This is a genomic window from Thioalkalivibrio nitratireducens DSM 14787, assembly GCF_000321415.2.
Taxonomy (GTDB): Bacteria; Pseudomonadota; Gammaproteobacteria; order Ectothiorhodospirales; family Ectothiorhodospiraceae; genus Thioalkalivibrio; species Thioalkalivibrio nitratireducens.
The window spans coordinates 356,006-381,180 of sequence record NC_019902.2 but is presented as its reverse complement, the minus strand read 5'-3'; the positions used below and the strand labels follow the sequence as shown (position 1 = coordinate 381,180).

The window sequence follows — 25,175 nt, the reverse complement described above, 5'->3', positions numbered from 1 at the left end:
GCCGACCACGATCACCCCCGTGGGGCGCCAGACTCATGCGGGTTCCGGACGCTGCTGGCGCATCTCGAGGATCGCCGTGATCTCCTCGTCGGAGAGTCGGATCGGGTTGGTCTTCATGCTGGAACCCCGGCTGTTGGCCACGATCCCGGGATGGTCCTCCGGGCGTATCCCGTACTGATCGAGCGTCAGCAAATGCAGCCTCTCGGTCCAGTCCTCGAGCAGGCGCACTAGCGCCGCACGGGCCTGATCGTCGTCCGGCAGCGCCTCGCCGGTCAACAGGCGGCCGACATGCGCGTACCGCGCCAGCGCCGGATGCGCGGGTTCCCTTGCGTTCAGTGCCCGGATGTTCACGGCTGTGGCCGCCGCCACCAGTGTCCCGCAGGCGGCCCCGTGGGGAATCGGGAAAAACGCCCCCAGCGGCGCGGCCAGACCGTGCACCGAGCCCAGGCCAACCTGGGCCAGCGTGATCCCGGACAACAGCGACGCGTAGGCCATGCCCGCCTGAGCACCCGCATTCCCGGGATCGCCATAGAGCACGAACAGGCTGTCGCGCGCCTGGACCATGCCGTCGAGCGCGAGCGCATCGCAGAACGGGTTCGAACGCAGCGAGAGATACGATTCCAGCAGCTGGGTCAGCGCGTCCATGCCGTTACCCGCAATCACCCGGGGCGGACAGGTACTGAGAAAATCCGGGTCGATCACCGCGTATCTGGCTACCAGGCGCTCGTGCCGAAACGATTTCTTGTAGCCATCGGCCCCCTGCCGGCTCAGCACGGCATTCTTGGTAGCCTCGGAGCCGGTACCCGCGGTGGTGGGGACCGCGATGAACGGGACCGAGGGTCCGTGGTAGGGGCGCTCCGGTCCGACTCCTTCCAAGTGGTCCAGCACCGGATTTCCCTGGATCAGAAGTCCCGCGATCGCCTTGCCCGCGTCGAGCGCGCTGCCTCCGCCGATCGCGACCACGGCCGAGATCTCGCGGCCGCGATAGCGCTGAACCGCCGCATCGATCTCCTCCGGCGAAGGCTCGCCCGGAACCCGGTGCACCATCACGTTCAGACCCGCGCTGGAAAAGCCGGTGTCGATCTCGGGCCAGAACGGCCCCTCCAACAACGACCGCCCGCCGGTCACCAGCAGAACCCGCCGCCCGAACCCGGCCGCCAGCGCCGGCAGCTGGCGCCGCGCCCCGGAACCGAACTCGATGCGCGGCAATCGCGCAATGCTGAACCCCTTGACCATGTGCCCGCCTCTCCCGATCGCCGCCGGCCGTGCGACAGTTAGCCATGCCTGCCTCGAATGCTAGCAGTTTCGGGAACCGACACGATGCCCGGCCGCGGGCCATGCGGGACGTTGATCACCAGGTCCCTTCGCCAGACAACGCCGGCGCTGCGTTGGGCCAGCTGGAAACAGGTTCGCCATTCCGGCACTGGCCCGCGTTGCTCGGACGCGCCCGGCTGTACTCCAAACGCCTCGGGCTTCCCGCAGGCCCACTAGAGGAGCCCGCGCTCGGCGAAGGAGACGATCTCGTCGGCGACGATCACATGGTCCAGCACGCGCACGTCCACCAGCCCCAAGGCCTCGCGCAGCCGCCGCGTGATCGCCTCGTCGGCCCGCGAGGGTTCGGCCACCCCGGAGGGGTGATTGTGCGCCAGGATCACCGCCGCGGCGTTGTGGTGCAGCACCCGGCGCACGACCTCGCGCGGATGCACGCTCGCACCGTCGATGGTGCCGCGGAAGAGCTCCTCGAACGCGACTACTCGGTGCCGGTTGTCCAGGAACAGACACGCGAAGACCTCGAACGGATAGTCGCGCAATCGGGCCGACAGGAAGGCCCGGGTCGCAGTCGGCGAAGTGATCGCATCGCCGCGCTGCAACGATTCGGCCAGGTGGCGCCGCCCCATCTCCAGCACCGCCTGCAGTTGCGCGTACTTCGCATCGCCGAGCCCGCGGGCATGGCAGAAGGCCATCTGATCCGACTGCAACAGCGCGCGCAACCCCCCGAAGTGGGTCAGCAGCTCGCGCGCGAGGTCCACCGCGCTCTTGCCTGCGACACCGGTGCGCAAGAAGATTGCCAGCAGTTCCGCATCGGACAATGCCGCCGGCCCGCGCCGCAGCAGTTTTTCCCGGGGACGATCGTCCTCCGGCCAGTCAGTGATTGCCACCAACACCTCCCTGTGGCCGCTTTCCCAGCGCGTTTGATACCATGCCAGCGGCCACAGGCCAAGCGCCGTCGCGAGGCATCGCGAACGGCTTCGCCCGCACCGCGTACGGCTCGCCGGGGTGTTTGCGGTAAGCTTTGCCGATGGCAAACGGGCAGACCCTGAAGATCCTGCTGGGCGTGGGCGGCGGCATCGCGGCCTACAAGGCCTGCGAACTCGTGCGGCGGCTACGCGATGCGAACTGCGAGGTCCGCGTGGTGATGACCCGGGCGGCCTCCGCTTTCGTGTCCCCGCTCAGTTTCCAGGCACTGTCGGGACTGCCCGTGCGCAGCGATCTGCTCGACGCCGAGGCGGAGAGCGGCATGGACCACATCGCCCTGGCGCGCTGGGCCGACCGGGTCGTGATTGCACCCGCCACCGCGGACCTGATGGCACGCATGGCCACCGGCCTCGCTGACGACTTGCTGACCACGCTGTGCCTGGCGACCGAGGCGCCGATCCTGCTGGCCCCGGCGATGAACCGGGTGATGTGGGCACACCCGGCGACGCAGGCCAATCACCGGCTCCTCGTCACCCGCGGCGTCCGGACGGTCGGCCCCGAACATGGGGACCAGGCCTGCGGCGAACACGGTGCCGGGCGCATGGCCGAACCCGCGGCCATTCTACAAGCGCTGCTCGATCCGCCACCCGGGCCGCTGTCCGGGAAACAGGTGCTGATCACCGCCGGGCCGACGCACGAGGCGATCGACCCGGTGCGATTCATCGGCAACCGGAGTTCCGGGCGGATGGGCGTGGCGCTCGCCGCGGCCGCGCGCGACGCCGGTGCCCGGATCTGCCTGGTGCACGGCCCACTCGCGGTGCCGGTGCCGCCGGGAGTGAAGGCGGTGGCGGTGGACTGCGCCGCAAGCATGCGTACCGCGGTGTTCGAGCATCTCGAAGGCGTCGACCTGTTCATCGCCGCGGCGGCCGTGGCCGACTATCGCCCGCGCGAGCCCGCGAGCCGGAAGCTGAAGAAGGACACGCAGACCCTGACCCTGGACTTGGTGCGCAACCCGGACATCCTCGCCGAGGTCGCCGCACACCGGCCGCGCCCGTTCGTGGTCGGCTTCGCCGCCGAAACCCACGACCTGCACCGGCATGCCCGAGCGAAACTCGAGCGCAAGGGCCTCGACATGATCGCCGCAAACGACGTCTCGGCTGGACGCGCGATCGGTACGCCGGACAATGCCCTCACCGTGTTCTGGCCCGGTGGCGAGCGCGGGTTCGCCGCGCAGCCCAAGGAGACCCTGGCCCCGGCCCTGATCCGGCTCATCGCCGAACGCATGGCCGAGGCGCCCGTAACCACCCCTTCCTCCTGACCGGAAGAGTTGCCGATGCCCGTACCCGCAATCGCCGTGAAAATCCTCGACCCGCGCATCGGGCGCGAATTCCCGCTGCCGGCACCCGCCACGCCGGGGTCCGCGGGTGTGGATCTTCGCGCCTGCCTAGACGCGGACCACGACCTGGCGCCAGGCGAGACCCTGCTGATTCCCACCGGCATCGCGATCCATATCGAGGATCCGGGTTTCACCGCCCTGATCCTGCCGCGCTCGGGCCTCGGGCACCGGCATGGCATTGTGCTGGGCAACCTGGTGGGGCTGATCGACTCCGATTATCAGGGGCCCCTGATGGTGTCCTGCTGGAACCGCGGAGCGGAGCCTTTCCGGATCGCGGCTGGCGAACGCATCGCGCAACTGGTGATCGTTCCGGTGGTACAGCCACGGTTTCATGTGGTGCAGGATTTCGACCAGAGCGATCGCGGCAGCGGCGGCTTCGGATCGTCCGGACGCCACTGAGCGCCCGGGAACGGAACCCGGCAAGCGGCACGCGCTTTGTTCAGCCTGCGCGAACGCTGCGCGGCCGCCCTGCAAGATGAAAAGGCGAGCCACGGAAAGCACCGACAGACACGGAAAAAAGGTTTGATCCGTTTCCTCCTCCGTGATTTCCGTATTCTTCCGTGGCTGGATTTTCACGCTAACTGTCATGCCGCCGGGCGCGCGGCACCCCCGATGATGAAAGATAATGGGCGTGCTGTCGCGTCGGGCTGAGGTCGCGATAATTCTTGATGGCGCCTGACCGCGCACGCTAACTCGACCCGCTGCCCTTCACTCGTACCCCGGATTGCCTGGCATGGCCTGGAAGGGTCATGGACAGCGCACGCTAAAAAGAGCCGTCGAGTCCCGACAGGCCGTTGAAGGACGGCGCCCTTGGCGACAGCACATCGTGAAGGATAGTGCGTTTGCCCGAGGAGGTCAGCATGGACATTACCCCGATTCACCGGCGCGTTGTCGGTCTGGATGTGCACCAGAGCAAGATCACGGCCTGTGCGCTGATCGAGCAGCCCGATGGCAGTGTGGCGGTGGAGCACCGGGAGTTTGGTGGTTTCAAGCGCGATCGGCGGGCGTTGGCCGAGTGGGTTCGCGGGTTTGACCCGAGGTCGTGGTGATGGAGAGCACTGGGATCTACTGGAAGAGCCCCTATGCGGCCCTTGAGCGTGTGGGCGTCATGGCCTGGGTGGTCAATGCCCGTCACGCCCGAAACGTGCCTGGCCGCAAGACCGACCTCTCCGATGCCCAGTGGCTGGCCACGCTGGCCCGTGCCGGTCTGCTGCGGGCTTCGTTCATTCCTCCGGCCGAGATCCGCCATCTGCGCCTGATCGCCCGGCAGCGCCAGAAGCTGGTCGGGATGCTGGCCGCGGAGAAGAACCGGCTGCACAAGGTGCTGACCGATGCCGGGATTCGCCTGAACGTGCTGGTCTCCGACGTACACGGCGCGTCGGCACGGGCCATGATCAAGGCCCTGCTCGCCGATGCCCCCATGCACGCGATCCTCGACCTCGCCGGCCGCCTGCGGGCTTCCCGCGAAGAACTGTTCGAAGCCCTGCAACCGGAGGAACTGAGCACCAGGCACCGCTTCGTGCTCAACGAGGTTCTGGCGCACATCGAGTACCTCGAGGCCATGATCGCCCGCTTCGAACAGGAACTGCTTGCGGGTCTGGCCCCCTGGGAACCGCAGGTGTGCCTGCTGGAAACCGTGCCCGGCATCGACCGCATTGGCGCCGCCATGCTGCTCGTCGAAATCGGCACCGACATGGCGAGCTTCGGCAACGCGGAACGCCTGGCTTCCTGGGTCGGCATCTGCCCCGGCAACCACGAGAGCGCCGGTAAACGCAAGAGCGGACGCACGCGCAAGGGCAACGCCTGGGTCCGTCGCCTGCTGTGCGAGTTCGCGCAAGCCGCCTCCCGCACCCGCTGTGCGCTCAAGGACAAGTTTTCGGCCTTGTCCATCCGCAAGGGACACAAGCGCTCCATCGTGGCCCTGGCGCACAAGCTCCTGCGCATCGTCTACGCCATGCTCAATCATGCGACCCCCTACCAGGACCGCACCGTCGATTACGAGGCTCTCGTCGTGCAGCGCAACGCGCCGCGCTGGCTGAAGATGCTGGAAAAGCACGGCTATCTCACCGCCACCTGAGCCGCCACACAGGCTCTTCGAGTCCCGCAAGCAGGCATTTGCGCACCGGCATGCGTCACGCCAGAATCTCGCTCGCCCCAACGTCAGGTTCTTTCACGCTAAGATAAGGTTCTGCACCCGTTTCGAGCTTCCCGATGGACAAGACCACCGCCCAATCCGTTGCCCATGTGCTGATCGAGGCGCTTCCCTACATCCAGCGCTTCGCCGGCAAGACCATCGTGATCAAGTACGGTGGCAACGCGATGACCGAGGAACACCTGAAGGCCGGGTTCGCACGTGACGTGGTACTGCTGAAGCAGGTCGGGGTGAACCCGGTAGTGGTTCATGGCGGTGGCCCCCAGATCGGCGACCTGCTGAAGCGCCTGGGCAAGACTTCCGAGTTCATTCATGGCCTGCGGGTCACCGACCGCGAGACCATGGACGTCGTGCAGATGGTGCTCGGCGGCCTCGTGAACCAGGAGATCGTCGCGCTGATCAACCGCTACGGGGGCCGGGCGGTCGGCCTCACCGGCAAGGACGGCCAACTGATCCGCGCCCGCCCGTTGCGCGAGATCAACGGGCCGGAGGGCCTGACCGCCGTGAATCTCGGGTTGGTCGGTGAGGTCGAGGGCGTTGATCCAGACATCGTGCATACACTGGACCACAGCGCCTTCATTCCGGTGATCGCGCCAATCGGCTTCGACCACAACGGCAACGCCTACAACATCAACGCGGATACCGCGGCGGAGAAACTCGCGGTCGTGCTGGACGCGGAGAAGCTGTTCCTGCTGACCAACACGCCCGGAGTTCTCGACGCCCAAGGGCAATTGCTCGCACGCCTGAGCGCCGCCGAGGTCGACGACTTGACCCGCGCCGGGGTAATCCACGGCGGCATGATCCCGAAGATCCAGTGCGCGCTCGATGCAGTACGCAGTGGGGTCACGGCCACGCACATCGTCGACGGGCGGGTGGAGCATGCAGTGCTGCTGGAACTGCTGACCAACGAGGGGGTGGGCACCCTGATCACCCGCTGAGACCCGCTGTGCGCAGCGCGCGCCCGGTAGCGTGCCTCAACTAGGGCCCGACCGGCACGGGCGTCAGCAGCCGCTCGTAGTCCCGGATGTCCGCGGCGGCCTGTTCGCGGATAGCGGCCATCGCCTCGCGCTGTCGCTGCTGAAACGATTGCTCCCGCGCGACGCGACGGTCGAGGTCGGCGAGTTCGCGCCGGTAGCGCTCCTGATTTTCGGGGCTGGCGCGCGTATCATCGAGCTGGGCGGCGATGCGGTCCCTTTCGCGCTGCAGGGTCGCTTCCTGACCCTCGCTGAGCTTCAGATTGTTGGCGACCAGGCCGAGCCTCCGGTCACGCTGGTCGACGATCTCGTCGACACTGGCATAGGCACGGTGCAGCTGGCGCACCCGACTTTCCAGCGCTACCCCCTCCGCGATGCGCTGGGCATGTTCCCGCTCCCTGCGCTGCGCCTCGATCCGCTCCTGCTCGCGCTCCGCTTCCTGCCGTTGCCGCTCCTCCGAGCTCATTGGGGCCGGCAGCACCCGCCGCTCGATTCCGAGGCGATCGAGCACTCTGCGCTCTCGGTCGGCCGTTTCCGGCGGCGGTGTGGTCGAGAAATGCACGACCCCCGCATCGTCCACCCAGCGGTAGATCTGCGCATCGAGCAGCGGCGGGGCAAGCAGCAATGGCACCAGCAGCCCTCCTTTGCGTAACGTCTGTGCGATGTCCATCCTCGATCACCTTGGTCTGATCCTGATCGCGCTGGTAGCTAATGGCCTCTCGGCCCTGGCCGGCGGCGGGGCCGGACTGCTGCAACTGCCGGCACTCATCTTCCTGGGGCTGCCGTTTCCGGTAGCGCTGGCGACCCACAAGATCGCCTCGGTGGCGCTGGGCGCCGGCGCCAGTGCCCGCCATCTCAAGGAAAACACATTCGACTCCCGACGACTAGCGCTGATCCTGGTGGCCGGGTTGCCCGGGGTGATCATCGGTGCATTGCTGGTTCTCGAGATACCACCCCGGGCGGGAGAGGTCGCGCTCGGAATCCTGACCATCGCCCTGGGCTGGTACTCGTGGCGCCGTCCGCAGCTCGGACAGGCAACCGTCGCCGTGGCCAGAGGCACGGCCCATGCCGCAACCGGCACGCTGGGCCTGTTCCTGATCGGTATCCTGAACGGGTCACTGACCTCGGGCACCGGGCTGATGGTCACGCTCTGGCTGGTCCGCTGGTACGGGCTGTCGTACACGCAGGCGGTCGCCTACACCCTGGTGCTGGTCGGACTATTCTGGAACGGGGCCGGGGCCCTGGTACTGGGCACGCTCGGGGAGGTACGCTGGGACTGGCTGCCAGCGCTGCTGATCGGCAGCTTTGCCGGCGGATATCTGGGCGCCAGTCTCGCGCACCGCTACGGCAATCGTCTGGTCAAACGGGTGTTCGAGATCGTGACGGTACTGACCGGCGTGGCGCTGCTGCTCCCGGGACCCTAGTGGGCCATGCGCGGGACGCTCATCACCAGATCGCTGCGCCCGACACGCAGGCGCTGCGTCGGGGGTACCGCGCAGCGCCGGGGCAGTGCGAACGCCGACCGGCGGATGACGCTTCGCTCTTCCGCCTGATATGGATCTTCTCGTAACCAGCTGTTCCAATGAGAGTTTCTTGGCACAGATGCTGGCCGATCCCGAGGGAGGACGACGGGCCACAGACGAACACGAAAAAAATCAAAAGGCCCTGATAATAAGCGCTTTTCCCGTGATCTCGGTGTTCTTCCGTGACTGTCTTGCTCACCCTGGCGACCATCACGGTACGCATCGCCCCGAAAGACGCAAGACCGGTCGCGCAACGAACGCGGGGCATCAGATCCGCGGCGATTCGGACCAGCCGAAAAGCCGCCCTGATCGGGCCAGGCCGGTCGTACCGGCGAGTTCCTCCCACAGCGCCCGCGTCTCCCCGGGCAGTAGATCCCATACCCGGTTCAGGGCCTCCCGCCCCGGCCCGAGTTCCAGCCTTCCGGCGACCCGGAAGCCACTGCCGTTCGGGTCGGTCGACCATTCTCGGGCCGCGGTATCGGCGATGCGGTGCAGTACGATCGCGCCGTCGATGCGCCCGGCTCCGCGGTGGATCTCGAACACCTCGCCGAGCACCATGATCAGCCCGGAAAAGTCCGGGGCCTGTTCCAGCGACAGGTTGCCCGTGACCACCAGGATTCCAGCACCCCGGACCCTTCCGGTCAGATGCAGATCGACCGCTTGTCCGTCGGTCCCACGAACCACCCGGATGCCCGGGTTCTCGGACGACCCGAGGTCGCCGGGCAACGGGCCATCGTACGCCCCCGGCGCTCTGGCGATGGCATCGACCAGCGCCCGCAGGCCCTCGGCATCGGACAGGCCGCTGTCCGCGATGTCGATGCCACCCGGCAGCCGCTCCAGTTCGTCGTCCGACAGTTGCAAGCGCAACCGCTCCGCGTCGTCCGCGCTCACGGTCGCGATCGCCGGCCCGGCGTCGGCCTCTGGCGATCCGGTCAGACCGCGCAGATCCGGCGCCGAGTAGTCCCCCAGGGGACCGGCGAGCGTCATCGGTGCGAGGCGCTCCATCGACGCCGACGCAGGCCGACGATACCCGACACTGATCTCGCGGACCGTGGATCCGCCGACGGGCGCACCACGGCTGGTCATCCAGACCACGTCGCCCTCGAAGCGGATTTCATCCACAGTCCAGCGCAACCCCGGGCGCGGTGTCCGATCGAGTTCCCCGATGGCCGCGAGCGCGCCGGAGGCATCGTTCCAGTAACGTCGATGATTCGGCTCGCCGTCGGTGGACGCCTCCCACCAGCGCCCCGCCTGTACCCAACCGGTGTCGGCCGCCATGAAGGCCTCGGTAACCAGCCGCTGGTTGGCGGCCACCCGTTCGTTCACCAGTGCGACTTGCATTCCGTTCAGCGCAACCAGGCTCGCGATCGTGATCAGCGACAGCACGACGATCAGCACCAGCCCCCGTTGCCCGTCGGCGCTCCGTGCCATGACAATGCCTCCTCAGTCGAACGAATACTGCTCCAGCACCGCGTTGCGCAGGCCGGCCACGAACTCCAGACGATACGGGGTTTCCGGCGCCCCTTCGGGACTGCGCAGCACCAGCTCGACGCGCAGCGCCACCGGGCGGTTCCAGTCCGGGGCACCGTCGGCGTTCAGCGCGACCGCGGTCATCGACTGCACGTGATCGACCAGTGGCTGAACCTGCGGAGGAACGGCGTCATTGCCGCAGCGCAGCTGCCCGTTCGCGACGCTGTACACACTGGCGACCCACGTACCGGTTTGCCCCAGGCAGTTCATTCCGGCCTTGCGGACCGTGAACACCTGCTGGACGGCCTGGTCCGGATCGCCCGGCTCCAGACCCGCCGCGAGATCCAGTCCGCCGGTGGCGAGCAGGCCGGCGGGCCGAATATCGCGGATCATGAACTCGGACGCGAATCGGAGGTTCTCCTTCAGGGAAGCGACACGATCCTGTTCCCAGGATACCTGGCGCACGCTCAGCGTCACGCCGGCGGCCGCGCCGGCAAGCAACAGGCCGAGCGCCATCGCCACCAGCAGCTCGACCAGAGAAAAGGCCCGCTGCGGGTTCGCAGGGCGCCACCAGCCATCACGGCGCCGGGCCCTGTTCACGGCAGCGTCTCGGGCGGCAGAGTGAGAACGTAGTCGAACTCGGTGCGGCTGTCGGTCGCGTCGTCGAAGCGCGTCTCCGCCCATGACACGGTGATCCGATGACGATCGCCGTCGCGGCCCACCGCGACCTGCAAGTCGGGCAGGCAGACGTGGCCGTCGTCGGTCCCGCAGGAACGCTGATCCTGCCAGTCCGCCAGCCAGTCGGTCTGGATCTGGCCGTTGGCGAGATTCACCCAGAGCCGTTCTCCGATGTCGATCGCGAAAATGCTGGCAACGGTGCGCTGATAGGAAGAATGGGTCGCCTGCAGGGTACCCAGCTGCAGCACAGCGCAACCCAGAAGCCCGAACGCGAACACGAGCAGCGCGATCAGCACTTCGATCAGCGTGAAACCGCGGCGCGACCGGGAAGCCGGTCCGATCCGGCATCGTGGCGCCACCGCCCCGGGACGTACGGAATCCGCGCTGCACGTGAACCGGACTCCGCCCCGTACCGGCGCCGCAGGGATCATCCGGCCCGACACGCTCATGTCACCGCCCGTCACCAGCAGGAGATCCCGGGGTGACCCGATGACGTCCGCTGCCCGCGCTGATCCAGTTCCAGCCAGGCACAGTTTCCAGCGTCGGCCGCCTGCGGTCCGATGGGGACGGCGCGAAGACGGTAGCCGAGCGCAGTGCGCGGTTCCGGCTCGATCAGCCGGTAATGCCCGTCCGGCGAGGTCTCGGGAATCACGCAGTCGGGATGGGTATAGGCGCCATTCAGCGTATGGCAGCGCTCCAGCCGGTGGGCCGCCTGCAGCAGTGCGGCCCGGGCATCCGCGCGGTGCGACTTCAGCACCGTGTCGCGGTAGGACGGCCAGGCGATGGCCGCCAGCAGCGCGAGCACCGCGATCACCACCAGCAGTTCCACCAGGCTGAACGCACGCACCGCGCCGCGGCGGCCCCGCCGGATCTCCGGGGTCCGACGCGCGAGCGGGATCATGCGCAGCCTCCGTGCTGCAGGCGCGGGCGGCCGGTGCGGCTGATCACGATCTGCCGGCCCTCACGCGCCCCGCAGAGACTCAGCGTCCCCATCTGCAGCGCGCCGTTCGCTCGCCGCGTGGCGCCCAGACCGACATAGGAGACGTAGCGCCGCACCGGGCCGTTGCCGCTGATCGCGATGCCGCCGGCCACCGCCTGCCCGACCGCCAGCAGTGGTTCGCCCTCGTCCCGCTCCCCGGTTCCACCGGTGTCGACGAACACGATCCAGCCCTGCTCCCAGCCGCCATCGGCCGCGCAGGTCGTGCCGTCCGCGCTGTTGCACAACGTGACCCGGGCGTTGCGCCGGATCGCCTCCGAACGCGTGAAATGGAGTGCGGAGACGAATCGGTTGGTGGCGGTGACCAGACGCGCGTCGTCGGCCCAGTTCCCGAACCTGGGCACGCCGAGGCCCAGCAGCACACCGAGCACCGCAATCGTGACGAGGAGTTCTACCAGGGTAAGCCCCGCTTCCCTGCGCATCGCTGGCCTCCATCCATGAGGCTTGAAACCGCTACGGGTCAGGATAGCGCGCGTCCAACACGAAGTGAAGGCCGCGTGCGGTTCCGGTGTCACCGCGTCGATGGCAAAGGAAGGAGGCGCTGGTGCTTGCGCCCCGACCCCGGACCGGCGCCTTCGCCCCGGCAAGTCATCCTGCGCCCGGGGGAAACCCCGGGTCACGACGCATCGAGGGCCGGCGGAGGCGCCTCAGGCGCTGGCCCGGGCGGCGCGCTTGCGCTCGTGCTCGAGCAGGAATTTCTTGCGGATGCGGATGTTCTCGGGTGTGACTTCGACGAGCTCGTCTTCATCGATGAATTCGATCGCCTGTTCCAGCGTCATCCGGATCGGCGGCGTCAGCAGGATGTTCTCGTCGGAGCCGGATGCGCGGATGTTGGTGAGCTGCTTGGCCTTCAGCGGGTTCACCACGAGGTCGTTGTCGCGCGAGTGGATGCCGATCACCATGCCCTCGTAGACCTCTTCGCCCGGGCCGATGAACAGACGCCCGCGATCCTGCAGGTTGAACAGCGCGTACCCCAGTGCCTTGCCCGCACCGTTGGCGATCAGCACCCCGTTGTTGCGCGCACCGATCGCTCCCGCCCGGTACGGCCCGTAGTGCTCGAACACGTGATGGAGAATGCCGGTGCCCGAGGTCGTGGTCAGGAACTCGGTCTGGAAGCCGATCAGGCCGCGCGACGGCATCACGTAGTCCAGGCGCACGCGGCCCTTGCCGTCGGGCACCATATCCTGCAGTTCCCCCCGGCGGGTGCCCAGCGCCTCCATGACCGCACCCTGGTGCGCCTCCTCGATGTCGATCGCGACCCGTTCGTAGGGTTCGCAGATCTCGCCCTCGATCTCGCGCAGCACCACCTCGGGGCGGGAGACGCCGAGTTCGTAGCCCTCGCGCCGCATGTTCTCGATCAGGATGCCGAGGTGCAGCTCCCCGCGGCCGGACACCTTGAACCGGTCGGCGTCGTCGGTCTCCTCCACGCGCAGCGCGACGTTGTGCTTGAGCTCCTCGAGCAGGCGGTCGCGCAGCACGCGCGATGTCACGTACTTGCCCTCGCGGCCCGCGAACGGGGAGGTGTTCACCTGGAAGGTCATGCTGACGGTAGGCTCGTCGACGGTCAGCGGCGGCAGCCCTTCGGCGCACGCCGGGTCGCAGAGCGTGTCCGAGATGTAGAGTTCGTCCATCCCGGTGAAGGTGATGATGTCGCCGGCCGCCGCCTCCGCCACCTCGATTCGCTGCAACCCGTGGAAGCCCATGATCTGCAGCACGCGCCCGTTGCGGACATGGCCGGCGCGGTCGACCACTTTGACCGGCGAATTGCTGCGAATGCGGCCACGGCGGATCCGGCCGATGCCGATCAGCCCCTGGTAGCTGTTGTAGTCCAGCGACGAGACCTGCATCTGGAACGGGCCGGCCTCATCGACATCCGGCGGCGGCACACGCTCGACGATGGTCTCGAACAAACAGTTCATGTCGCCTGCGCGAACGTCCGGTTCGAGGCCCGCATAACCCTGCAGCGCGGATGCATAGACGACCGGGAAGTCCAGCTGCTCGTCGGTCGCGCCGAGACGGTCGAACAGGTCGAAGACCTGGTCGATGACCCAGTCCGGACGGGCGCCGGGCCGATCGATCTTGTTCACCACCACGATGGGCTTGAACCCCATCGCAAAGGCTTTCGAGGTCACGAAGCGGGTCTGCGGCATCGGGCCGTCGACCGCGTCGACCAGCAGCAGCACCGAATCGACCATCGACAGCACCCGCTCGACCTCACCACCGAAATCCGCGTGCCCCGGCGTGTCGACGATGTTGATCCGGTAGTCCTGCCAGCGGATCGCGGTGTTCTTTGCGAGAATGGTGATGCCGCGTTCCTTCTCGATGGCATTGGAATCCATCACGCGCTCGCCCTGTTCGGTGCGGGCGTCGAGGGTGCCGGACTGGCGCAGCAACTGGTCGACGAGGGTGGTCTTGCCATGATCGACGTGGGCGATGATGGCGATATTGCGAAGGTTCGCGGTCATGCGGGGCGGACTCGATAGAGAAAAGGGCACGGATTATACCCGTTTGCCGCTTTCGCTGCCGCGCACCCCCCGGTCGCGCTCCGCCGCAACCCGGGGCCAGGGCGCGTTCGGTCATTCCCCCGGTGGGGCAGCTGCAGGTGAAAGCCCCTGGACTCGAGGTTGGCGAGCACGGTCGCCGTGTCCTCTCGCGCGAGACGCCGTTCGGGGGTCAGGCCGAGCTCGAGCGCGAATTCGAGCCGGCCGAGCGCGTCGAGCAGTGACGCGGGCACGTCGGTGAAATCATCGCCCCGCGAAAGATACACGTAGGTGTCCGGTCTTCGGCTGCTACGATAGACGTAACAGTGCATCACGCGCGGTTCAATCTTCGAGATAGGTGTAGCCGGTCAGGCCTTGCTCGAGTTCCGCGAGCAGCTTCCCGGCCTCGGCGCCGCGCAGCCCGATCGCGTAGATCTTGTCGCGGTAGGCCCGGCGCAGCACGTCGGGCTCGAAGTGCACGTAGCGCAGCAACTCGTCGACGGTATCGCCCCGCTCCGGGTCGAGCAGCCGGTATCCGCCGTCCTCGGTGAGTTCGACGTTGATCGAATCGGTATCTCCGAACAGGTTGTGGAGGTCGCCCAGGATCTCCTGGTAGGCCCCGACCAGGAAAATCCCGAGGAAGTACTCCTCGCCGTCGCGCCAGGGATGCAGCGCCAGCGTGCTGGTGGTCGTTTCACCCTCGACGTAGCGGTCGACATGCCCGTCCGAATCGCAAGTCAGATCCTGCAGCACCGCCCGGCGCGCGGGCGGCTCGTCGAGCCGGTGCAGCGGCAGCACCGGAAAAACCTGGTCGATCGCCCACGCATCCGGGATCGACTGGAACACCGAGAAATTGCAGAAGTACTTGTCCGCGAGCTTGTCGACCAGTTCCGCCCGGATCTCGCCGGGCAGCGCGGCGCCCGCCTGCTGCAGCAGCCGCTGGCAGATCGCGAAGTACAGTTCCTCGGCCCGGGCACGGTCGTCCAGCGACAGCAGGCCACGGGCGAAGCGTGCCTGCGACTCCGACAGCCCGTACGCGGCGTCGTGATAGATCTCGGAGGCCGGGCGGCGACCATCCTCGAACAGTGCGCGCATGTCGGCCAGCGCCGAAGGCTCACCGGGCTCGGCCGCGGCCGGCGCCGTCGCTCCGGGCGCCCGTTCACAGTCGATCACGTTGGTAATCAGCACCGCGTGGTGGGCGGTCATCGCGCGGCCGGACTCGGTGAAGATCTCTGGCATCGGCCGGTGCTGATCGCGGCAGATCTGCGCCAGCGGGCGCAGGATGTTCAGCGCATACTCCTCGACCGAGTAATTCATCGAACAGTCGTTGCGCGAACGCGTGCCCTCGTAGTCGACCCCGAGGCCACCGCCGACATCGACCACCTGCAACCGCGCACCGGCATCGTTCAGCGCCGCGAAGTAGTGCGCGGCCTCACCCATGCCGGCCTGGATATCCCGGATGTTCGCGATCTGCGACCCCATGTGGAAGTGCAGCAGCTGTAGCTGCGTCAGCCATTCCATCTCCCGGAGCCGTTCCAGCAGATGCAGCACGTCGGCCGCGGACAGGCCGAACTTGGCCTTCTCGCCACCCGTGTTCTGCCATTTCCCCTTGCCGATCGAGGCCAGCCGCACGCGCAGGCCCAGCAGCGGCGGGATCCCCATATCCGCCGACTGGCGGATCACTTCCTCGAGCTCCGAAGGCTTCTCGACAACGATGTAGACCCGGTGTCCGAGCCGCCGTCCGATCAGCGCGAGGCGCACGTACTCGCGGTCCTTGTAGCCGTTGCAGATGATCGCCGCGCCTGCCGGGGCGAGCGCCAGCACGGCCATCAGTTCAGGCTTGGAGCCGGCCTCCAGGCCCACCCGGGTGCCGGGCTCGGACAGGATGCGCCGCACCACGGAATGCTGCTGGTTTACCTTGATCGGGTAGATCGCGGTGTAGCCGCCATCGTATTCGAGTTCTTCCGCCGCACGGGCGAAGGCCCGGGTCAGACGCTGCACCCGGGAACCGAGGATGTCCTGGAAGCGCACCAGCACCGGCGGGCCGATGTGCTCCTGGCGCAGGCGCTGCGCCAGTTCGAACAGGTCGACCCCGGGGTGGTCCGGCCAGTCCGGGCGCCGCATCACCACATGGCCGCTCCCGTTGATTTCGAAGAAACCGCCGTTCCAGTGCTCGATGCGGTAGGCGCGTCGCGCCTGCTCCAGCGTCCAGTTGGATTCGTTCATGCGTATTCCCCTGGTGCCGTGCCGTGACCCCTTCCCGGGGTTGGCGGTTCCATATGCGACTCCGTCGCGAGCGCTTGCGCGCAGGCGATGGGGCCTTCTCCCCTCTCCCGCCCACGAAAACGTATCATACGCGCCACCCACCGCCGGAGCCCGCAGACGATGACCCTAGACGAGAACTGGTTCAGCGAAACCGATCAAGACATCATTGGTTTTTCCCTGCGCATCAGGGAGAAGCTGCACGAGGAGCAGACCCCGTTCCAGAAGATCGAAATCTACGACACCGTGGGCTTCGGCAGGCTGATGGTGATCGACGGCTGCGTGATGCTGACCGACCGCGACAACTTCATCTACCACGAGATGATGGCCCACCCGGTGCTGTTCGCGCACCCGGCCCCGAAGAACGTGCTGATCATCGGCGGCGGCGACTGCGGTACATTGCGCGAGGTGCTGAAACACGACTGCGTCCACATGGCCACGCAGGTGGACATCGACGAGCGCGTGACCCGGCTGTCGGAGCAGTACTTCCCACAATTGTGCGACTCCAACGACGACCCGCGCGCACGGCTGCTGTTCGACGACGGAATCGCCCATGTGAAGAGCGCGGGGCCGGGCACGGTCGACGTGATCATCGTGGATTCGACGGACCCGGTCGGGCCGGCCGAGGGGCTGTTCTCCACCGCCTTCTACCGGGACTGCCTGCGGGCCCTGGGGCGCGACGGGCTGCTGGTGCAGCAGAGCGAGTCACCGCTGCTGCACGCCGACAGCATCATCGGGCCGATGCACGACAGCCTGCGGGCGGCGGGCTTCCTGGACGTGATGACGATCCACTTCCCGCAGGCCAGCTACCCTTCCGGCTGGTGGACGGCGACCATCGCAGCGAAGGATGGCACCGTTGGGTTCCACCGGGAGCAGGCAGCAGAGGCGCTCGCGTTTCACTCCGACTACTACAACGCCGCGATCCACCGAGCCGCCGGCGCGACACCCGAGTTCCTGCGCCGGAAACTGTCCGGCTGAGCCGCGCTCGCTGCCAGATTCCGGGTCCCGCACCCCGGTACCCCCGCCGAGAGGCTTCCGAAATCCACGCGGGACCGGCGTTACTCCCAGCGACGGCGCTCGTCGTGCTCGTGCGCTTCCTGGGCCTCGACGCTGAGCGTCGCGATCGGTCGCGCCTCCAGGCGCGCGAGCCCGATCGGTTCGCCGGTTTCCTCACAGTAGCCGTATTCGCCCCGATCGATCCGGCGCAGCGCCGAGTCGATCTTGCCGATCAGCTTGCGGTAGCGGTCCCGCGTGCGCAGTTCGAGGCTCGCCTCGGATTCGTGGGTCGCACGGTCGTTCGGGTCGGCCTCCTGCCAGTTCTCGGTACGCAGGTGCTCGAGGGTCTCCTCCGACTCCTCGATCAGTTCCTCGCGCCACACCTCCAGCTTGCGCCGGAAGTACTGGAGCTGACGCGGATTCATGTACGGCTCGTCCGCCGAGGGTCGGTATTCCGGGGGTGCTGTATCCATGCCGACTTCCTTCACCTTGGGAGCCGCGACCGAATCACGGACGCGGGAAACGGTACTCGTGTTTGATGCAACTGAACCAGTATAGTCGAACCCGTGGCGCGAGGGCGCCATCGTGGAAACGCCCGGGACACCGGCGAGCGTGAGGGAAGAACTAACGTGGCGACGACACAGCCGACCGCAACCCTGGTCCAGATCACCGACACGCACCTCGGCCGCAGCCCGAGACCGCTGCGTCCCGGTTACCCCGACAGCGATGTCCAACTCGAGGCGGTGCTCGCCGACATCGTGGAGCAGCAGCCGTTCCCCGAACTGCTGCTCGTGACCGGGGATCTCGCCGAGGATCCCGAGGCGCAGGCTTACCACCGGCTGGAATCGCGTCTCGCCGCGCTCGGCGCACCCATCCTGGCGCTCGCGGGGAACCATGACGACCCCGGGCTTGCCCGGAAGACCTTCGTCGCCGCGGGCCACGGATTCGACGACGAGTACCGGCTCGGTAACTGGCTGGTCGTGGGTCTGGACTCGTGCTGGCCCGGGCACGCCGCCGGGCGGCTGCGACCGGAGGAACTCGACCGGCTCAAGGAATGCCTCGCCCGCCATCCGGAGCACTGGGTGCTGGTGGCGGTCCACCACCCGGTGGTGCCCGTCGGCAGCCTGTGGCTGGATGCGATCGGATTGCAGAACGGCAGCGACCTGCTCGCCGTGCTGGAACGCCATCCCCGCGTGCGGGCCTGCGTGTTCGGGCACATTCACCAGCCCTTCGACGCGATGCACGGGCATCTACGCCTGCTCGGAAGCCCGTCCACCTGCGTGCAGTTCCTGCCCGGATCGGAGGATTTCGCGCTCGATCCGGACGCTGCCGGCTATCGCGTACTGACCCTGTACCCGGACGGGCGCCTCGAGACCGATATCCGGCGCGTCGCCGGTACCGGCCCCCTGCCCGCATGAGCGCAGCAGCAATCGAGCCGCGCCCCGACCCGCGGGCGGACGCCCTGAACCACTGGCTGCGGGAGATCGACCCGGGCTTCGCACCGGCATGGCCGCTGGGTAGCGATGCCAGTTTCCGGCGCTATTTCCGGAGCCAGCGCGGCGGCCAGGGGGTCGTGATCATGGACGCGCCCCCCGAACGCGAGGACATCGGGCCCTTTCTGCGGGTGGCCGGCATCCTGCACGCGCTGGATCTGAGGGCGCCGCAGATCCTGGCCAGCGACCGGGCACGGGGTTTCATCCTGCTCGAGGATCTTGGCGATCGCACCTTCACGAGGGCCCTCGCCGCCGGGGTATCGGAACGCGCGTTGTACCGGCTGGCGGCCGACACCCTGCAGGCCCTCCAGACGGGCTGGGCCCGACAGGCGCCCGCACTTCCGGAACGGGGCGCGCTGCCGGCCTACGACGCCGACCTGCTGCTGCGCGAGGTCCGGCTGTTCGTCGACTGGTACTGGCCCGAAGTCCGGGGCCACGCGGCCGATGCGGAGGTGCGCACCGCGTTCGAACAGGCCTGGAACGAAACCCTTGCGGCGCTCCCAGAACTGCCGCCGACACTGGTGCTGCGCGACTTCCACGTCGATAACCTGATGCTGCTGCCGGATGCGCAGGGCATCGAGTCCTGCGGGCTGCTGGACTTCCAGGACGCGGTAGTCGGCAGCCCCGCCTACGACCTGGTATCGCTGCTCGAGGATGCCCGCCGCGATGTGTCCCCCGGGGTGCAGACCGAACTGCTCGACGCGGCCCTCGCGGCAGGATCCTGGCCGCGATCGGCGTTCCTCCATCATTACCGCGTGCTGGGGGTGCAGCGCACGGTCAAGATCATCGGGATCTTCACCCGCCTCGCACGCCGCGACGGCAAGCCCGGGTACCAGGTGCATCAGCCTCGGCTGTGGCGGCTGCTCGACCGCGGTCTCCGGGCGCCGGAGGTTGCGCCGGTGGCGCGCTGGTTCCACTCGCACTTCGACCGCGCGGGGCGGCCATGCGCGCAATGATCCTGGCGGCAGGACGCGGCGAACGCATGCGGCCGCTGACCGACCACACACCGAAGCCGCTGCTCGAGGCCGGAGGCGCGACGCTGATCGAGCACGGGATCCGGCGCCTGTACACCGCCGGCTACCGCGAAGTGGTGATCAACGTGGCCCACCTCGGCGACCGGATCGTGGAACGGGTCGGGGACGGCAGCCGGTTCGGGATACGGATCCGGTACTCGCACGAACCCCCGGGCGCGCTGGAAACGGCGGGCGGAATCCGCGAGGCCCTGGACTGGCTCAGCCCCGGGGCGTTCCTGGTGCTCAATGCCGATATCTGGTGCGACCACCCGCTGACCCCGCCCCTGCTCGGCCAGGACACGCTCGCGCACCTGGTGCTCGTGGACAATCCCGGGCATCACCCGAACGGGGATTTCGCGCTGAACGACGACGGCAGGGTCTCCCTCGCGGGCGTGCCGCGCCACACGTTCAGCGGCATCGGCTGGTACCGGCCGGAACTGTTCGCGGCCCTGCCCCGGGGTCGCTGCCCACTCTCGCCCGTGCTGCGATCGGCGATCGCTGCCGGCGCGGTCAGCGGAGAACGGTATCGTGGAACCTGGATCGATGTCGGCACACCCGAGCGCCTGCATGCGCTCGATGCGGCGCTCCGAACCGAGGGGACTCTGGCAGCCGGCCAAAAAAAACCCGGCCTGCGCCGGGTCAAGGCTCCGTAGAGCACCCTCGCTAGAGGGTCGGGGGAGAGTAGAACTCAGGGTTTGACATAGGTGTAGCCCTGCCGTTGCAGGTCCAAGATACGCGCAACACCGCTGAGCGCGACATCGGCGTCGCGGGCGTCGTAGAGCGCGTCGACCGGGATCTGCCGCCGGGCCATCGTGTGACCGCAGACCTCGAAGCGCACGCCCTGCAGCTTCAGAGAATCCACCCCGTCCCGGATCCTCGCGTCGTCATGGGCCGCCAGCAGCAGATCGAGACCGCTGCCGTGCAACACGACGCGGACCTCCATGTTCTCGGCCCCGACGGCATCGATATGGTCCTGCACCCTTTGCAACGCGTTCAGGTGGGTTTCGGCATCGCCGCGGTTCACGTGATAGACGACGCGCGAACGGCCCTGCCCGGCCCACGCGGCGCCGCTGGCAGCCGCCAGCAACCCGAACAGGATCCCAAGATGGAAACGGCGCCGTTCGGCGCACGCGGGCTGCGGCGATCCACGATCACGCCCCCACCCCACGTGGTCGGGGCAGCGCCCGGCTGCCGCGCCCGGCAAACGTCTGTGGACTGCGTCAGACACGGATGTAGGTCCACCCCTGCTGCTGCTTCTGCGCGGCCTCGCGCACCCCCGACTCGACCTCCTCGACCCAGGGCAGGAACTCGATCATCCGGCCCTCCTGCCGTTCATGCCGGGCGCGCGACTGGCCGCAGGCCGTGATCCTGAGCCCGGGATAGGTATGCACCAGCTCCCGGATCCGATTCGGGAACGGCGCGAGATCCGCGCGCACCAGGTCCATCGCGTTGCCGTGCACCACGACCTGCACCTCGAGATCCTGGCCGTGCAACCACGCGGTCTCGAACATGAACTCGATGTCGTCGAACAGTACCTCCGCGTCGTCGATCTGGACATCGGTCACGTGCAGAAGCACCTGGTCGGCACGCTCGCCGGCGTCTGGGACCGTCGCCGCGGTTCCGTCCGGCGCGGTCGCCACCTGCTGCGGCCCATCGAGCACCTGCTCGCGGGTCATCTCGAGCACTGCGATCGTGCCCAGCGCCAGCGCCACCAAGCTGGCAGCCACCGCGGTCAGCCACGCAGCCGGGTGACGCTCCCCGGTGCGGCACTGCCGGACATCGGGGGCCGGGAGCGTATCAGCGCGATAGGCCATGGCCACCAGTTCCTTCAACTGGTAGAGATCGCAGACATCGCGGCTCAGCGCCTCGTCCGCCGCGATCGTCTTCAGGGTTCCCAGCCGATCTTCGGGAGAGAACTCTCCGTCCACGAACGCGTTCAGGATCTCTTCGCTGGGACGACGGTCACTCATGGGTATTCCTGATCAATCTGAGCGCCGGAGACCGCTGGTCCGCCTGCTCCAGCAGGAGCTTGCGCAACTGCCCGCGGGCACGACTCAGGCGGCTCATCACCGTTCCGATCGGCACGCCCAGCACCTCCGAGACCTCCGCATACGCGAAGCCCTCGATATCGACCAGCGCGATTACCTGCCGATGGTCGTCACTGAGCCGCGCCATCGCCCGGCGGACGTCGAGCACCACCCGGCCGCGCTCGGTCTCCGGGCAGGCGTCGTCGCAGGGCAGTTCGATGTCGTCCACGTCTACCGTATCGCGCTGGCGCCGGCCCCAGTCCCGGTAGCAGTTGGTCATGATCCGGAACACCCAGGCCTTCAGCGCGGCGTCGTCCTGCAGGGTCTTCAGGCGGGTCAGCGCCTTCATCATCGCTTCCTGCACCAAGTCGTCGGCCAGGGCGGCATCGTGACACCAGGCAAACGCCGTTCTGTAGAGCTGTGGGCGCAATTCACACACCTGCTGACGCAAACGTCGCTGCCTGAGCCACGTTGCCATGCTCATCTCCTCACCCGACCGTCATCGCGATCTTGCGTGTTCTTGTAGGCTGTAGGACGCTTGTCCTCCAGCCGCTATTCCAGCACCTTGCCCGGCTGGACGGAGCCCACCCGATGTCCTTCGATCCCGAAAAGCTGGACGCTGCCTTCGCCTTCGACCCCGAAACGGTCCGTGAGTTGCGTGAATCCTGGGGCCGCCTGATGGTCATGGTGGTATGGGCCGATCTCAGGAGCGGTACCATCGGAGCCCTGCCACGGCTGCGCAAGCGGATGCTGGAGATCGGGGAGAGCCTGCGCTCGCTGCTGTCGGACCGAAAATGGATCCCCCGCGAACGGGAACGAGTCAAGGGCGCGATGGCGGCCAGCCTGAATCTGCGCGACAGCCTGCTCCAGACCGACCGGGCCGCGAAGCGGGTGACCGAGGGCCAGGACTTCGAACGCTTCGAGTCCGAATACCTGGCGTTCCGGCATCGGTTGCTGACTTTCATCGAACTGCACGAACAGCGTTGGGGCGAATTGCTCGAAAGCCTCTACGACGGGGCCAACGAGGACGAGGAGTGACGGAGTCATGGGCGAGGAAATCAGCGAACACCGGTTCACGGCGGAGGACGACCGGCGCTTCGCCCACAATCTCGAGTGCGAGACCCGGCGCCTGGGCCACTGGCTGCGCAGCCAGGAGGACCCAGGCCCTGGACAGCCGCGGATCGGCTTTGAGATCGAGGCCTGGCTGATCGACGACGCCTGCCAGCCCCTGCCTCGGAACGAGGCCTTCCTGGAGGCCTTCGCGAGCCCACTGGCCACGCTGGAACTCGCACAGTTCAACGTGGAACTCAATTCCAGCGTGTTCCGCACGGGACCGGACTGCTTCTGCGAAATGATGACGGAACTGGCGAAGACGCTGCGCCGCGCCGAGCGGGCCGCCGAGCAGATCGGCGGCCATATCCTGCTGGCCGGCTCTTTGCCCACCCTGACCCCGGAACAGCTCGGCCTGCATCACATGTCGCGGCGCACCCGTTTCCGCGCGCTGAACGCGGCGGTACTCGAACGCCGCGCGCAACGCCCGCTGCGCCTGGACATCGAGGGCCAGGAGCACCTGCGCCACGAACACTGCGACGTGATGCTGGAGGCAGCGGCGACCTCGTTCCAGATCCACATCGAGACCGCACCCGCGGTGGCGCACCGGGTCTACAACGCCGCGCTGGCGGCATCCGGCCCGGTGCTGGCCGCGGCCGGGAACACGCCGTTCGTGTTCTCGAAACGGTTGTGGGAGGAAACGCGGATCCCGCTGTTCGAACAGGCGGTCGAGGTCGGCGGCTTCGGCGAGTCGGCCCGCGGGCCGCTGCGCCGGGTGACCTTCGGCAGCGGCTACCTGCGCGAAAGCATCATCGAGGCCTTCGTCGAGAACCTGGAGCACTTCCCGGTGCTGCTGCCCAGCCGCCTGGCCGAAAACGATCCCGGTCTGCCGCACCTGCGCCTGCACAACGGCACGATCTGGCGCTGGAACCGGCCGATTCTGGGCGTGGATCCGGACGGCAGCTTCAACCTGCGCATCGAACACCGCAGCCTGCCCGCCGGTCCGACCCTGCCAGACATGCTGGCCAATGCCGCACTGCTGCTGGGCCTGGTCGAACACCTGGTGGCCAGCCCGGGCGCGGGCCACGGAACGCTTCCGTTCGCAAGTGCGCGCGACAATTTCTACGCGGCGGCGCGCTACGGCCTGAAGGGTCGACTGCAGTGGGACGGCGGAGCCCCGCAGCCGGCCCGGCAACTGCTGCAGCACCAGCTGCTCCCCAGGGCGGCGGAGGGACTCGAGCGGCTCGGGATCGACGCCAACGAGCGCGACCACCTGCTTGGCATCATCGCGGCCCGGATCCAGTCGGGCCAGACCGGCAGCGTCTGGCAGCAGCAATGGGTCGACCGGCACGGCGACGACATGACGGCCCTGACGCGCGCGTACCGAGCCTGGCAGGCCACCGGCCGACCGGTACATACCTGGAGCCTTTGATGGAGCCGTCGCCATTCGACGAACTCCACGCCCTTCCGGACGGGTTCCTGGACGCCATCCCCGAGACGCTGCACCGGATCCTGCCCCGGCCCGCGATCATACGGCTTGCGGGGCTGAGACAACCTGCGCTGACCGTGGTCCTGATGCTCCATGGCAACGAACCAGTCGGACTGCAGGCGGTGCAGCGCCTGTTGCGCCGGCATGCCGGCCGGGCGCTGCCGCGCGCGCTGACGCTGGTCGTCGGGAACGTGCGCGCGGCAGCGCTCGGCCAGCGCCACCTCGACGACCAGCCGGACTTCAACCGCATCTGGCCCGGCACCGAACACCCCGGATCGCCCGAGGCGGCAATGTTCGCCCGGATCATCGAACGGCTGCGGCATGATGGACTCTTCGCGACGATCGACCTGCACAACAACACCGGCCGCAACCCCCACTATGCCTGTATCAACCGCCTCGGAGACTCGTTTCTCAGCCTTGCCGCCATGTTCGGCCGCACCGTGGTCTATTTCACGCGGCCGCGCGGGGTGGCGTCGATGGCGCTGGCCGCGCTCGCCCCATCGGTCACGCTGGAGTGCGGCCACCCGGGTGAGGAGGCGGGGATCGCCCACGCAACGGAGTTCGTCGATGCGGTGCTGCACCTGGAGCGGTTCCCGGTGCATGCACCCGCCGCCCAGGAGATCGAGATCTTCCACACCGTCGCCCAGGTCCGGGTGCGCCCGGGGTTGCACATCGGCGTGGGCACCTCCGCGGACGTGACGCTGGAACCCGACCTCGACGGCCTGAACTTCCAGATGCTGCCCGCGGGAACCCGGCTGGTACGCCAGGCGCGCGCCGGACTCGACGCGCTGGTCGCGATCGCGCCGGACGGGCGTGACGTCACCCGGGAATACCTGGGCGAGGCTGGCACGGACGTGTATCTGCGCCAACCGATGATGCCCTCGATGCTGACGCTGGACACGCGCGTGATCGCGCAGGACTGCCTGTGCTACCTGATGGAACCGATGGACCTCGGGCAGGCCAGCCGGGGCTGACCCCG

Annotated in this window: 25 protein-coding genes and 2 pseudogenes; 12 read left to right on the top strand and 15 right to left on the bottom strand. The window is 67.8% G+C overall.

Annotated features, from left to right (window positions below; all coding sequences use genetic code 11):
* Positions 1-33: 33 nt before the first annotated feature.
* Positions 34-1,236 (bottom strand): iron-containing alcohol dehydrogenase, encoded by a 1,203-nt coding sequence (locus TVNIR_RS01845; RefSeq protein WP_015257258.1) that lies wholly within the window; start codon positions 1,234-1,236, stop codon positions 34-36.
* A gap of 251 nt (positions 1,237-1,487) precedes the next feature.
* Entirely contained in the window at positions 1,488-2,159 is a 672-nt protein-coding gene (gene radC / locus TVNIR_RS01840; protein WP_015257257.1) for a RadC family protein, read from the bottom strand.
* Between the two features lie 140 nt (positions 2,160-2,299).
* Here radC and coaBC point away from each other — a divergent pair, with 140 nt between their 5' ends.
* The 4 genes and pseudogenes from coaBC (at position 2,300) to argB (ending at position 6,682) form a co-directional block, all read left to right on the top strand.
* Entirely contained in the window at positions 2,300-3,514 is a 1,215-nt protein-coding gene (gene coaBC, locus TVNIR_RS01835; protein ID WP_015257256.1) for a bifunctional phosphopantothenoylcysteine decarboxylase/phosphopantothenate--cysteine ligase CoaBC, read from the top strand.
* 15 nt (positions 3,515-3,529) lie between these two features.
* Positions 3,530-3,991, top strand: a complete 462-nt coding sequence (dut, locus tag TVNIR_RS01830; protein WP_015257255.1) for a dUTP diphosphatase — start codon at positions 3,530-3,532, stop codon at positions 3,989-3,991.
* A gap of 461 nt (positions 3,992-4,452) precedes the next feature.
* Positions 4,453-5,669, top strand: a pseudogene (locus TVNIR_RS01825) (IS110 family RNA-guided transposase).
* 134 nt (positions 5,670-5,803) lie between these two features.
* Positions 5,804-6,682, top strand: a complete 879-nt coding sequence (gene argB / locus TVNIR_RS01820; RefSeq protein WP_015257253.1) for an acetylglutamate kinase — start codon at positions 5,804-5,806, stop codon at positions 6,680-6,682.
* 40 nt (positions 6,683-6,722) lie between these two features.
* Here the strand turns inward: argB and TVNIR_RS01815 are convergent, their stop codons facing one another.
* Positions 6,723-7,388, bottom strand: a complete 666-nt coding sequence (locus tag TVNIR_RS01815; protein WP_015257251.1) for a DUF4124 domain-containing protein — start codon at positions 7,386-7,388, stop codon at positions 6,723-6,725.
* Here TVNIR_RS01815 and TVNIR_RS01810 point away from each other — a divergent pair.
* The gene (locus TVNIR_RS01810; protein WP_043739066.1) at positions 7,381-8,142 is read left to right on the top strand and encodes a sulfite exporter TauE/SafE family protein; all 762 of its coding nucleotides are present in this window, start codon (positions 7,381-7,383) and stop codon (positions 8,140-8,142) included. The genes TVNIR_RS01815 and TVNIR_RS01810 overlap by 8 nt on opposite strands.
* Before the next feature lie 366 nt (positions 8,143-8,508).
* Here the strand turns inward: TVNIR_RS01810 and TVNIR_RS01805 are convergent, their stop codons facing one another.
* From TVNIR_RS01805 to speA, 8 genes and pseudogenes are all read right to left on the bottom strand, one after another.
* Complete coding sequence (locus TVNIR_RS01805) at positions 8,509-9,672, bottom strand: pilus assembly PilX family protein (RefSeq protein WP_015257250.1); 1,164 nt, start codon at positions 9,670-9,672, stop codon at positions 8,509-8,511.
* Between the two features lie 12 nt (positions 9,673-9,684).
* Positions 9,685-10,311, bottom strand: coding sequence for a prepilin-type N-terminal cleavage/methylation domain-containing protein (locus TVNIR_RS01800; protein WP_015257249.1), 627 nt, complete (start codon positions 10,309-10,311; stop codon positions 9,685-9,687).
* Positions 10,308-10,853, bottom strand: a complete 546-nt coding sequence (gene pilV, locus TVNIR_RS01795) for a type IV pilus modification protein PilV (protein ID WP_237251704.1) — start codon at positions 10,851-10,853, stop codon at positions 10,308-10,310. The genes TVNIR_RS01800 and pilV overlap by 4 nt, the downstream gene beginning before the upstream one ends.
* A complete protein-coding gene (locus tag TVNIR_RS01790; RefSeq protein ID WP_015257247.1) occupies positions 10,850-11,290 on the bottom strand; it encodes a type IV pilin protein in 441 nt (146 codons plus the stop codon). Before TVNIR_RS01790 ends, pilV begins: the two co-directional genes overlap by 4 nt.
* A complete protein-coding gene (locus TVNIR_RS01785; RefSeq protein WP_015257246.1) occupies positions 11,287-11,808 on the bottom strand; it encodes a GspH/FimT family pseudopilin in 522 nt (173 codons plus the stop codon). The genes TVNIR_RS01790 and TVNIR_RS01785 overlap by 4 nt, the downstream gene beginning before the upstream one ends.
* Positions 11,809-12,033: 225 nt before the next feature.
* On the bottom strand, positions 12,034-13,851 hold the full coding sequence (gene typA / locus TVNIR_RS01780; protein ID WP_015257245.1) for a translational GTPase TypA: 1,818 nt from the start codon (positions 13,849-13,851) through the stop codon (positions 12,034-12,036).
* A 125-nt stretch (positions 13,852-13,976) separates the two neighbouring features.
* Positions 13,977-14,198 (bottom strand): annotated as a pseudogene (locus TVNIR_RS20340) (YcgL domain-containing protein); the annotation flags it as partial.
* A 10-nt stretch (positions 14,199-14,208) separates the two neighbouring features.
* On the bottom strand, positions 14,209-16,092 hold the full coding sequence (gene speA, locus TVNIR_RS01775) for a biosynthetic arginine decarboxylase (RefSeq protein WP_015257243.1): 1,884 nt from the start codon (positions 16,090-16,092) through the stop codon (positions 14,209-14,211).
* 159 nt (positions 16,093-16,251) lie between these two features.
* On the opposite strand from speA, the gene speE reads away from it, so the two are divergent.
* Entirely contained in the window at positions 16,252-17,106 is an 855-nt protein-coding gene (gene speE / locus TVNIR_RS01770) for a polyamine aminopropyltransferase (RefSeq protein ID WP_015257242.1), read from the top strand.
* An 80-nt stretch (positions 17,107-17,186) separates the two neighbouring features.
* Here the strand turns inward: speE and dksA are convergent, their stop codons facing one another.
* Positions 17,187-17,597 carry an RNA polymerase-binding protein DksA gene (gene dksA / locus TVNIR_RS01765; protein ID WP_015257241.1) on the bottom strand — a complete coding sequence of 137 codons (411 nt, stop codon included), beginning with the start codon at positions 17,595-17,597 and terminating at the stop codon, positions 17,187-17,189.
* Positions 17,598-17,753: 156 nt separating this feature from the next.
* Between dksA and TVNIR_RS01760 the strand changes: the two genes are divergently transcribed.
* Genes TVNIR_RS01760 through murU form a run of 3 tightly spaced genes read left to right on the top strand, consistent with a single transcriptional unit; the run spans position 17,754 to position 20,283 of the window.
* Positions 17,754-18,542: a metallophosphoesterase gene (locus tag TVNIR_RS01760; protein ID WP_015257240.1), complete on the top strand. Its 789-nt coding sequence runs from the start codon at positions 17,754-17,756 to the stop codon at positions 18,540-18,542.
* Positions 18,539-19,573, top strand: a complete 1,035-nt coding sequence (locus tag TVNIR_RS01755) for an aminoglycoside phosphotransferase family protein (RefSeq protein WP_015257239.1) — start codon at positions 18,539-18,541, stop codon at positions 19,571-19,573. Before TVNIR_RS01760 ends, TVNIR_RS01755 begins: the two co-directional genes overlap by 4 nt.
* Positions 19,570-20,283, top strand: coding sequence for an N-acetylmuramate alpha-1-phosphate uridylyltransferase MurU (murU, locus tag TVNIR_RS01750; protein WP_015257238.1), 714 nt, complete (start codon positions 19,570-19,572; stop codon positions 20,281-20,283). The genes TVNIR_RS01755 and murU overlap by 4 nt, the downstream gene beginning before the upstream one ends.
* Positions 20,284-20,318: 35 nt before the next feature.
* Here the strand turns inward: murU and TVNIR_RS01745 are convergent, their stop codons facing one another.
* The 3 genes from TVNIR_RS01745 to TVNIR_RS01735 are packed head-to-tail and all read right to left on the bottom strand — an operon-like array spanning position 20,319 to position 22,135.
* A complete protein-coding gene (locus tag TVNIR_RS01745; RefSeq protein WP_157092166.1) occupies positions 20,319-20,858 on the bottom strand; it encodes a DsrE family protein in 540 nt (179 codons plus the stop codon).
* Positions 20,851-21,600 (bottom strand): DsrE family protein, encoded by a 750-nt coding sequence (locus TVNIR_RS01740; protein WP_015257236.1) that lies wholly within the window; start codon positions 21,598-21,600, stop codon positions 20,851-20,853. The genes TVNIR_RS01745 and TVNIR_RS01740 overlap by 8 nt, the downstream gene beginning before the upstream one ends.
* Positions 21,593-22,135 carry an RNA polymerase sigma factor gene (locus TVNIR_RS01735; protein WP_043739063.1) on the bottom strand — a complete coding sequence of 181 codons (543 nt, stop codon included), beginning with the start codon at positions 22,133-22,135 and terminating at the stop codon, positions 21,593-21,595. Before TVNIR_RS01735 ends, TVNIR_RS01740 begins: the two co-directional genes overlap by 8 nt.
* A gap of 113 nt (positions 22,136-22,248) precedes the next feature.
* Between TVNIR_RS01735 and TVNIR_RS01730 the strand changes: the two genes are divergently transcribed.
* The 3 genes from TVNIR_RS01730 to TVNIR_RS01720 are packed head-to-tail and all read left to right on the top strand — an operon-like array spanning position 22,249 to position 25,170.
* Positions 22,249-22,695 carry a hypothetical protein gene (locus TVNIR_RS01730; protein ID WP_015257234.1) on the top strand — a complete coding sequence of 149 codons (447 nt, stop codon included), beginning with the start codon at positions 22,249-22,251 and terminating at the stop codon, positions 22,693-22,695.
* 7 nt (positions 22,696-22,702) lie between these two features.
* Positions 22,703-24,139 (top strand): glutamate-cysteine ligase family protein, encoded by a 1,437-nt coding sequence (locus tag TVNIR_RS01725; RefSeq protein WP_015257233.1) that lies wholly within the window; start codon positions 22,703-22,705, stop codon positions 24,137-24,139.
* A complete protein-coding gene (locus TVNIR_RS01720; protein ID WP_015257232.1) occupies positions 24,139-25,170 on the top strand; it encodes a M14 family metallopeptidase in 1,032 nt (343 codons plus the stop codon). The genes TVNIR_RS01725 and TVNIR_RS01720 overlap by 1 nt, the downstream gene beginning before the upstream one ends.
* Positions 25,171-25,175 lie beyond the last annotated feature (5 nt).

Bases quoted from the DNA above. Each gene is read 5' to 3' on its own strand.
- TVNIR_RS01845 (WP_015257258.1), bottom strand. From the start codon at position 1,236: ATGGTCAAGGGGTTCAGCATTGCGCGATTGCCGCGCATCGAGTTCGGT.
- coaBC (WP_015257256.1), top strand. From the start codon at position 2,300: ATGGCAAACGGGCAGACCCTGAAGATCCTGCTGGGCGTGGGCGGCGGC.
- dut (WP_015257255.1), top strand. From the start codon at position 3,530: ATGCCCGTACCCGCAATCGCCGTGAAAATCCTCGACCCGCGCATCGGG.
- argB (WP_015257253.1), top strand. From the start codon at position 5,804: ATGGACAAGACCACCGCCCAATCCGTTGCCCATGTGCTGATCGAGGCG.
- TVNIR_RS01810 (WP_043739066.1), top strand. From the start codon at position 7,381: ATGTCCATCCTCGATCACCTTGGTCTGATCCTGATCGCGCTGGTAGCT.
- TVNIR_RS01815 (WP_015257251.1), bottom strand. From the start codon at position 7,388: ATGGACATCGCACAGACGTTACGCAAAGGAGGGCTGCTGGTGCCATTG.
- TVNIR_RS01805 (WP_015257250.1), bottom strand. From the start codon at position 9,672: ATGGCACGGAGCGCCGACGGGCAACGGGGGCTGGTGCTGATCGTCGTG.
- TVNIR_RS01790 (WP_015257247.1), bottom strand. From the start codon at position 11,290: ATGATCCCGCTCGCGCGTCGGACCCCGGAGATCCGGCGGGGCCGCCGC.
- TVNIR_RS01785 (WP_015257246.1), bottom strand. From the start codon at position 11,808: ATGCGCAGGGAAGCGGGGCTTACCCTGGTAGAACTCCTCGTCACGATT.
- typA (WP_015257245.1), bottom strand. From the start codon at position 13,851: ATGACCGCGAACCTTCGCAATATCGCCATCATCGCCCACGTCGATCAT.
- speA (WP_015257243.1), bottom strand. From the start codon at position 16,092: ATGAACGAATCCAACTGGACGCTGGAGCAGGCGCGACGCGCCTACCGC.
- speE (WP_015257242.1), top strand. From the start codon at position 16,252: ATGACCCTAGACGAGAACTGGTTCAGCGAAACCGATCAAGACATCATT.
- dksA (WP_015257241.1), bottom strand. From the start codon at position 17,597: ATGGATACAGCACCCCCGGAATACCGACCCTCGGCGGACGAGCCGTAC.
- TVNIR_RS01755 (WP_015257239.1), top strand. From the start codon at position 18,539: ATGAGCGCAGCAGCAATCGAGCCGCGCCCCGACCCGCGGGCGGACGCC.
- murU (WP_015257238.1), top strand. From the start codon at position 19,570: ATGATCCTGGCGGCAGGACGCGGCGAACGCATGCGGCCGCTGACCGAC.
- TVNIR_RS01740 (WP_015257236.1), bottom strand. From the start codon at position 21,600: ATGAGTGACCGTCGTCCCAGCGAAGAGATCCTGAACGCGTTCGTGGAC.
- TVNIR_RS01735 (WP_043739063.1), bottom strand. From the start codon at position 22,135: ATGGCAACGTGGCTCAGGCAGCGACGTTTGCGTCAGCAGGTGTGTGAA.
- TVNIR_RS01730 (WP_015257234.1), top strand. From the start codon at position 22,249: ATGTCCTTCGATCCCGAAAAGCTGGACGCTGCCTTCGCCTTCGACCCC.
- TVNIR_RS01725 (WP_015257233.1), top strand. From the start codon at position 22,703: ATGGGCGAGGAAATCAGCGAACACCGGTTCACGGCGGAGGACGACCGG.
- TVNIR_RS01720 (WP_015257232.1), top strand. From the start codon at position 24,139: ATGGAGCCGTCGCCATTCGACGAACTCCACGCCCTTCCGGACGGGTTC.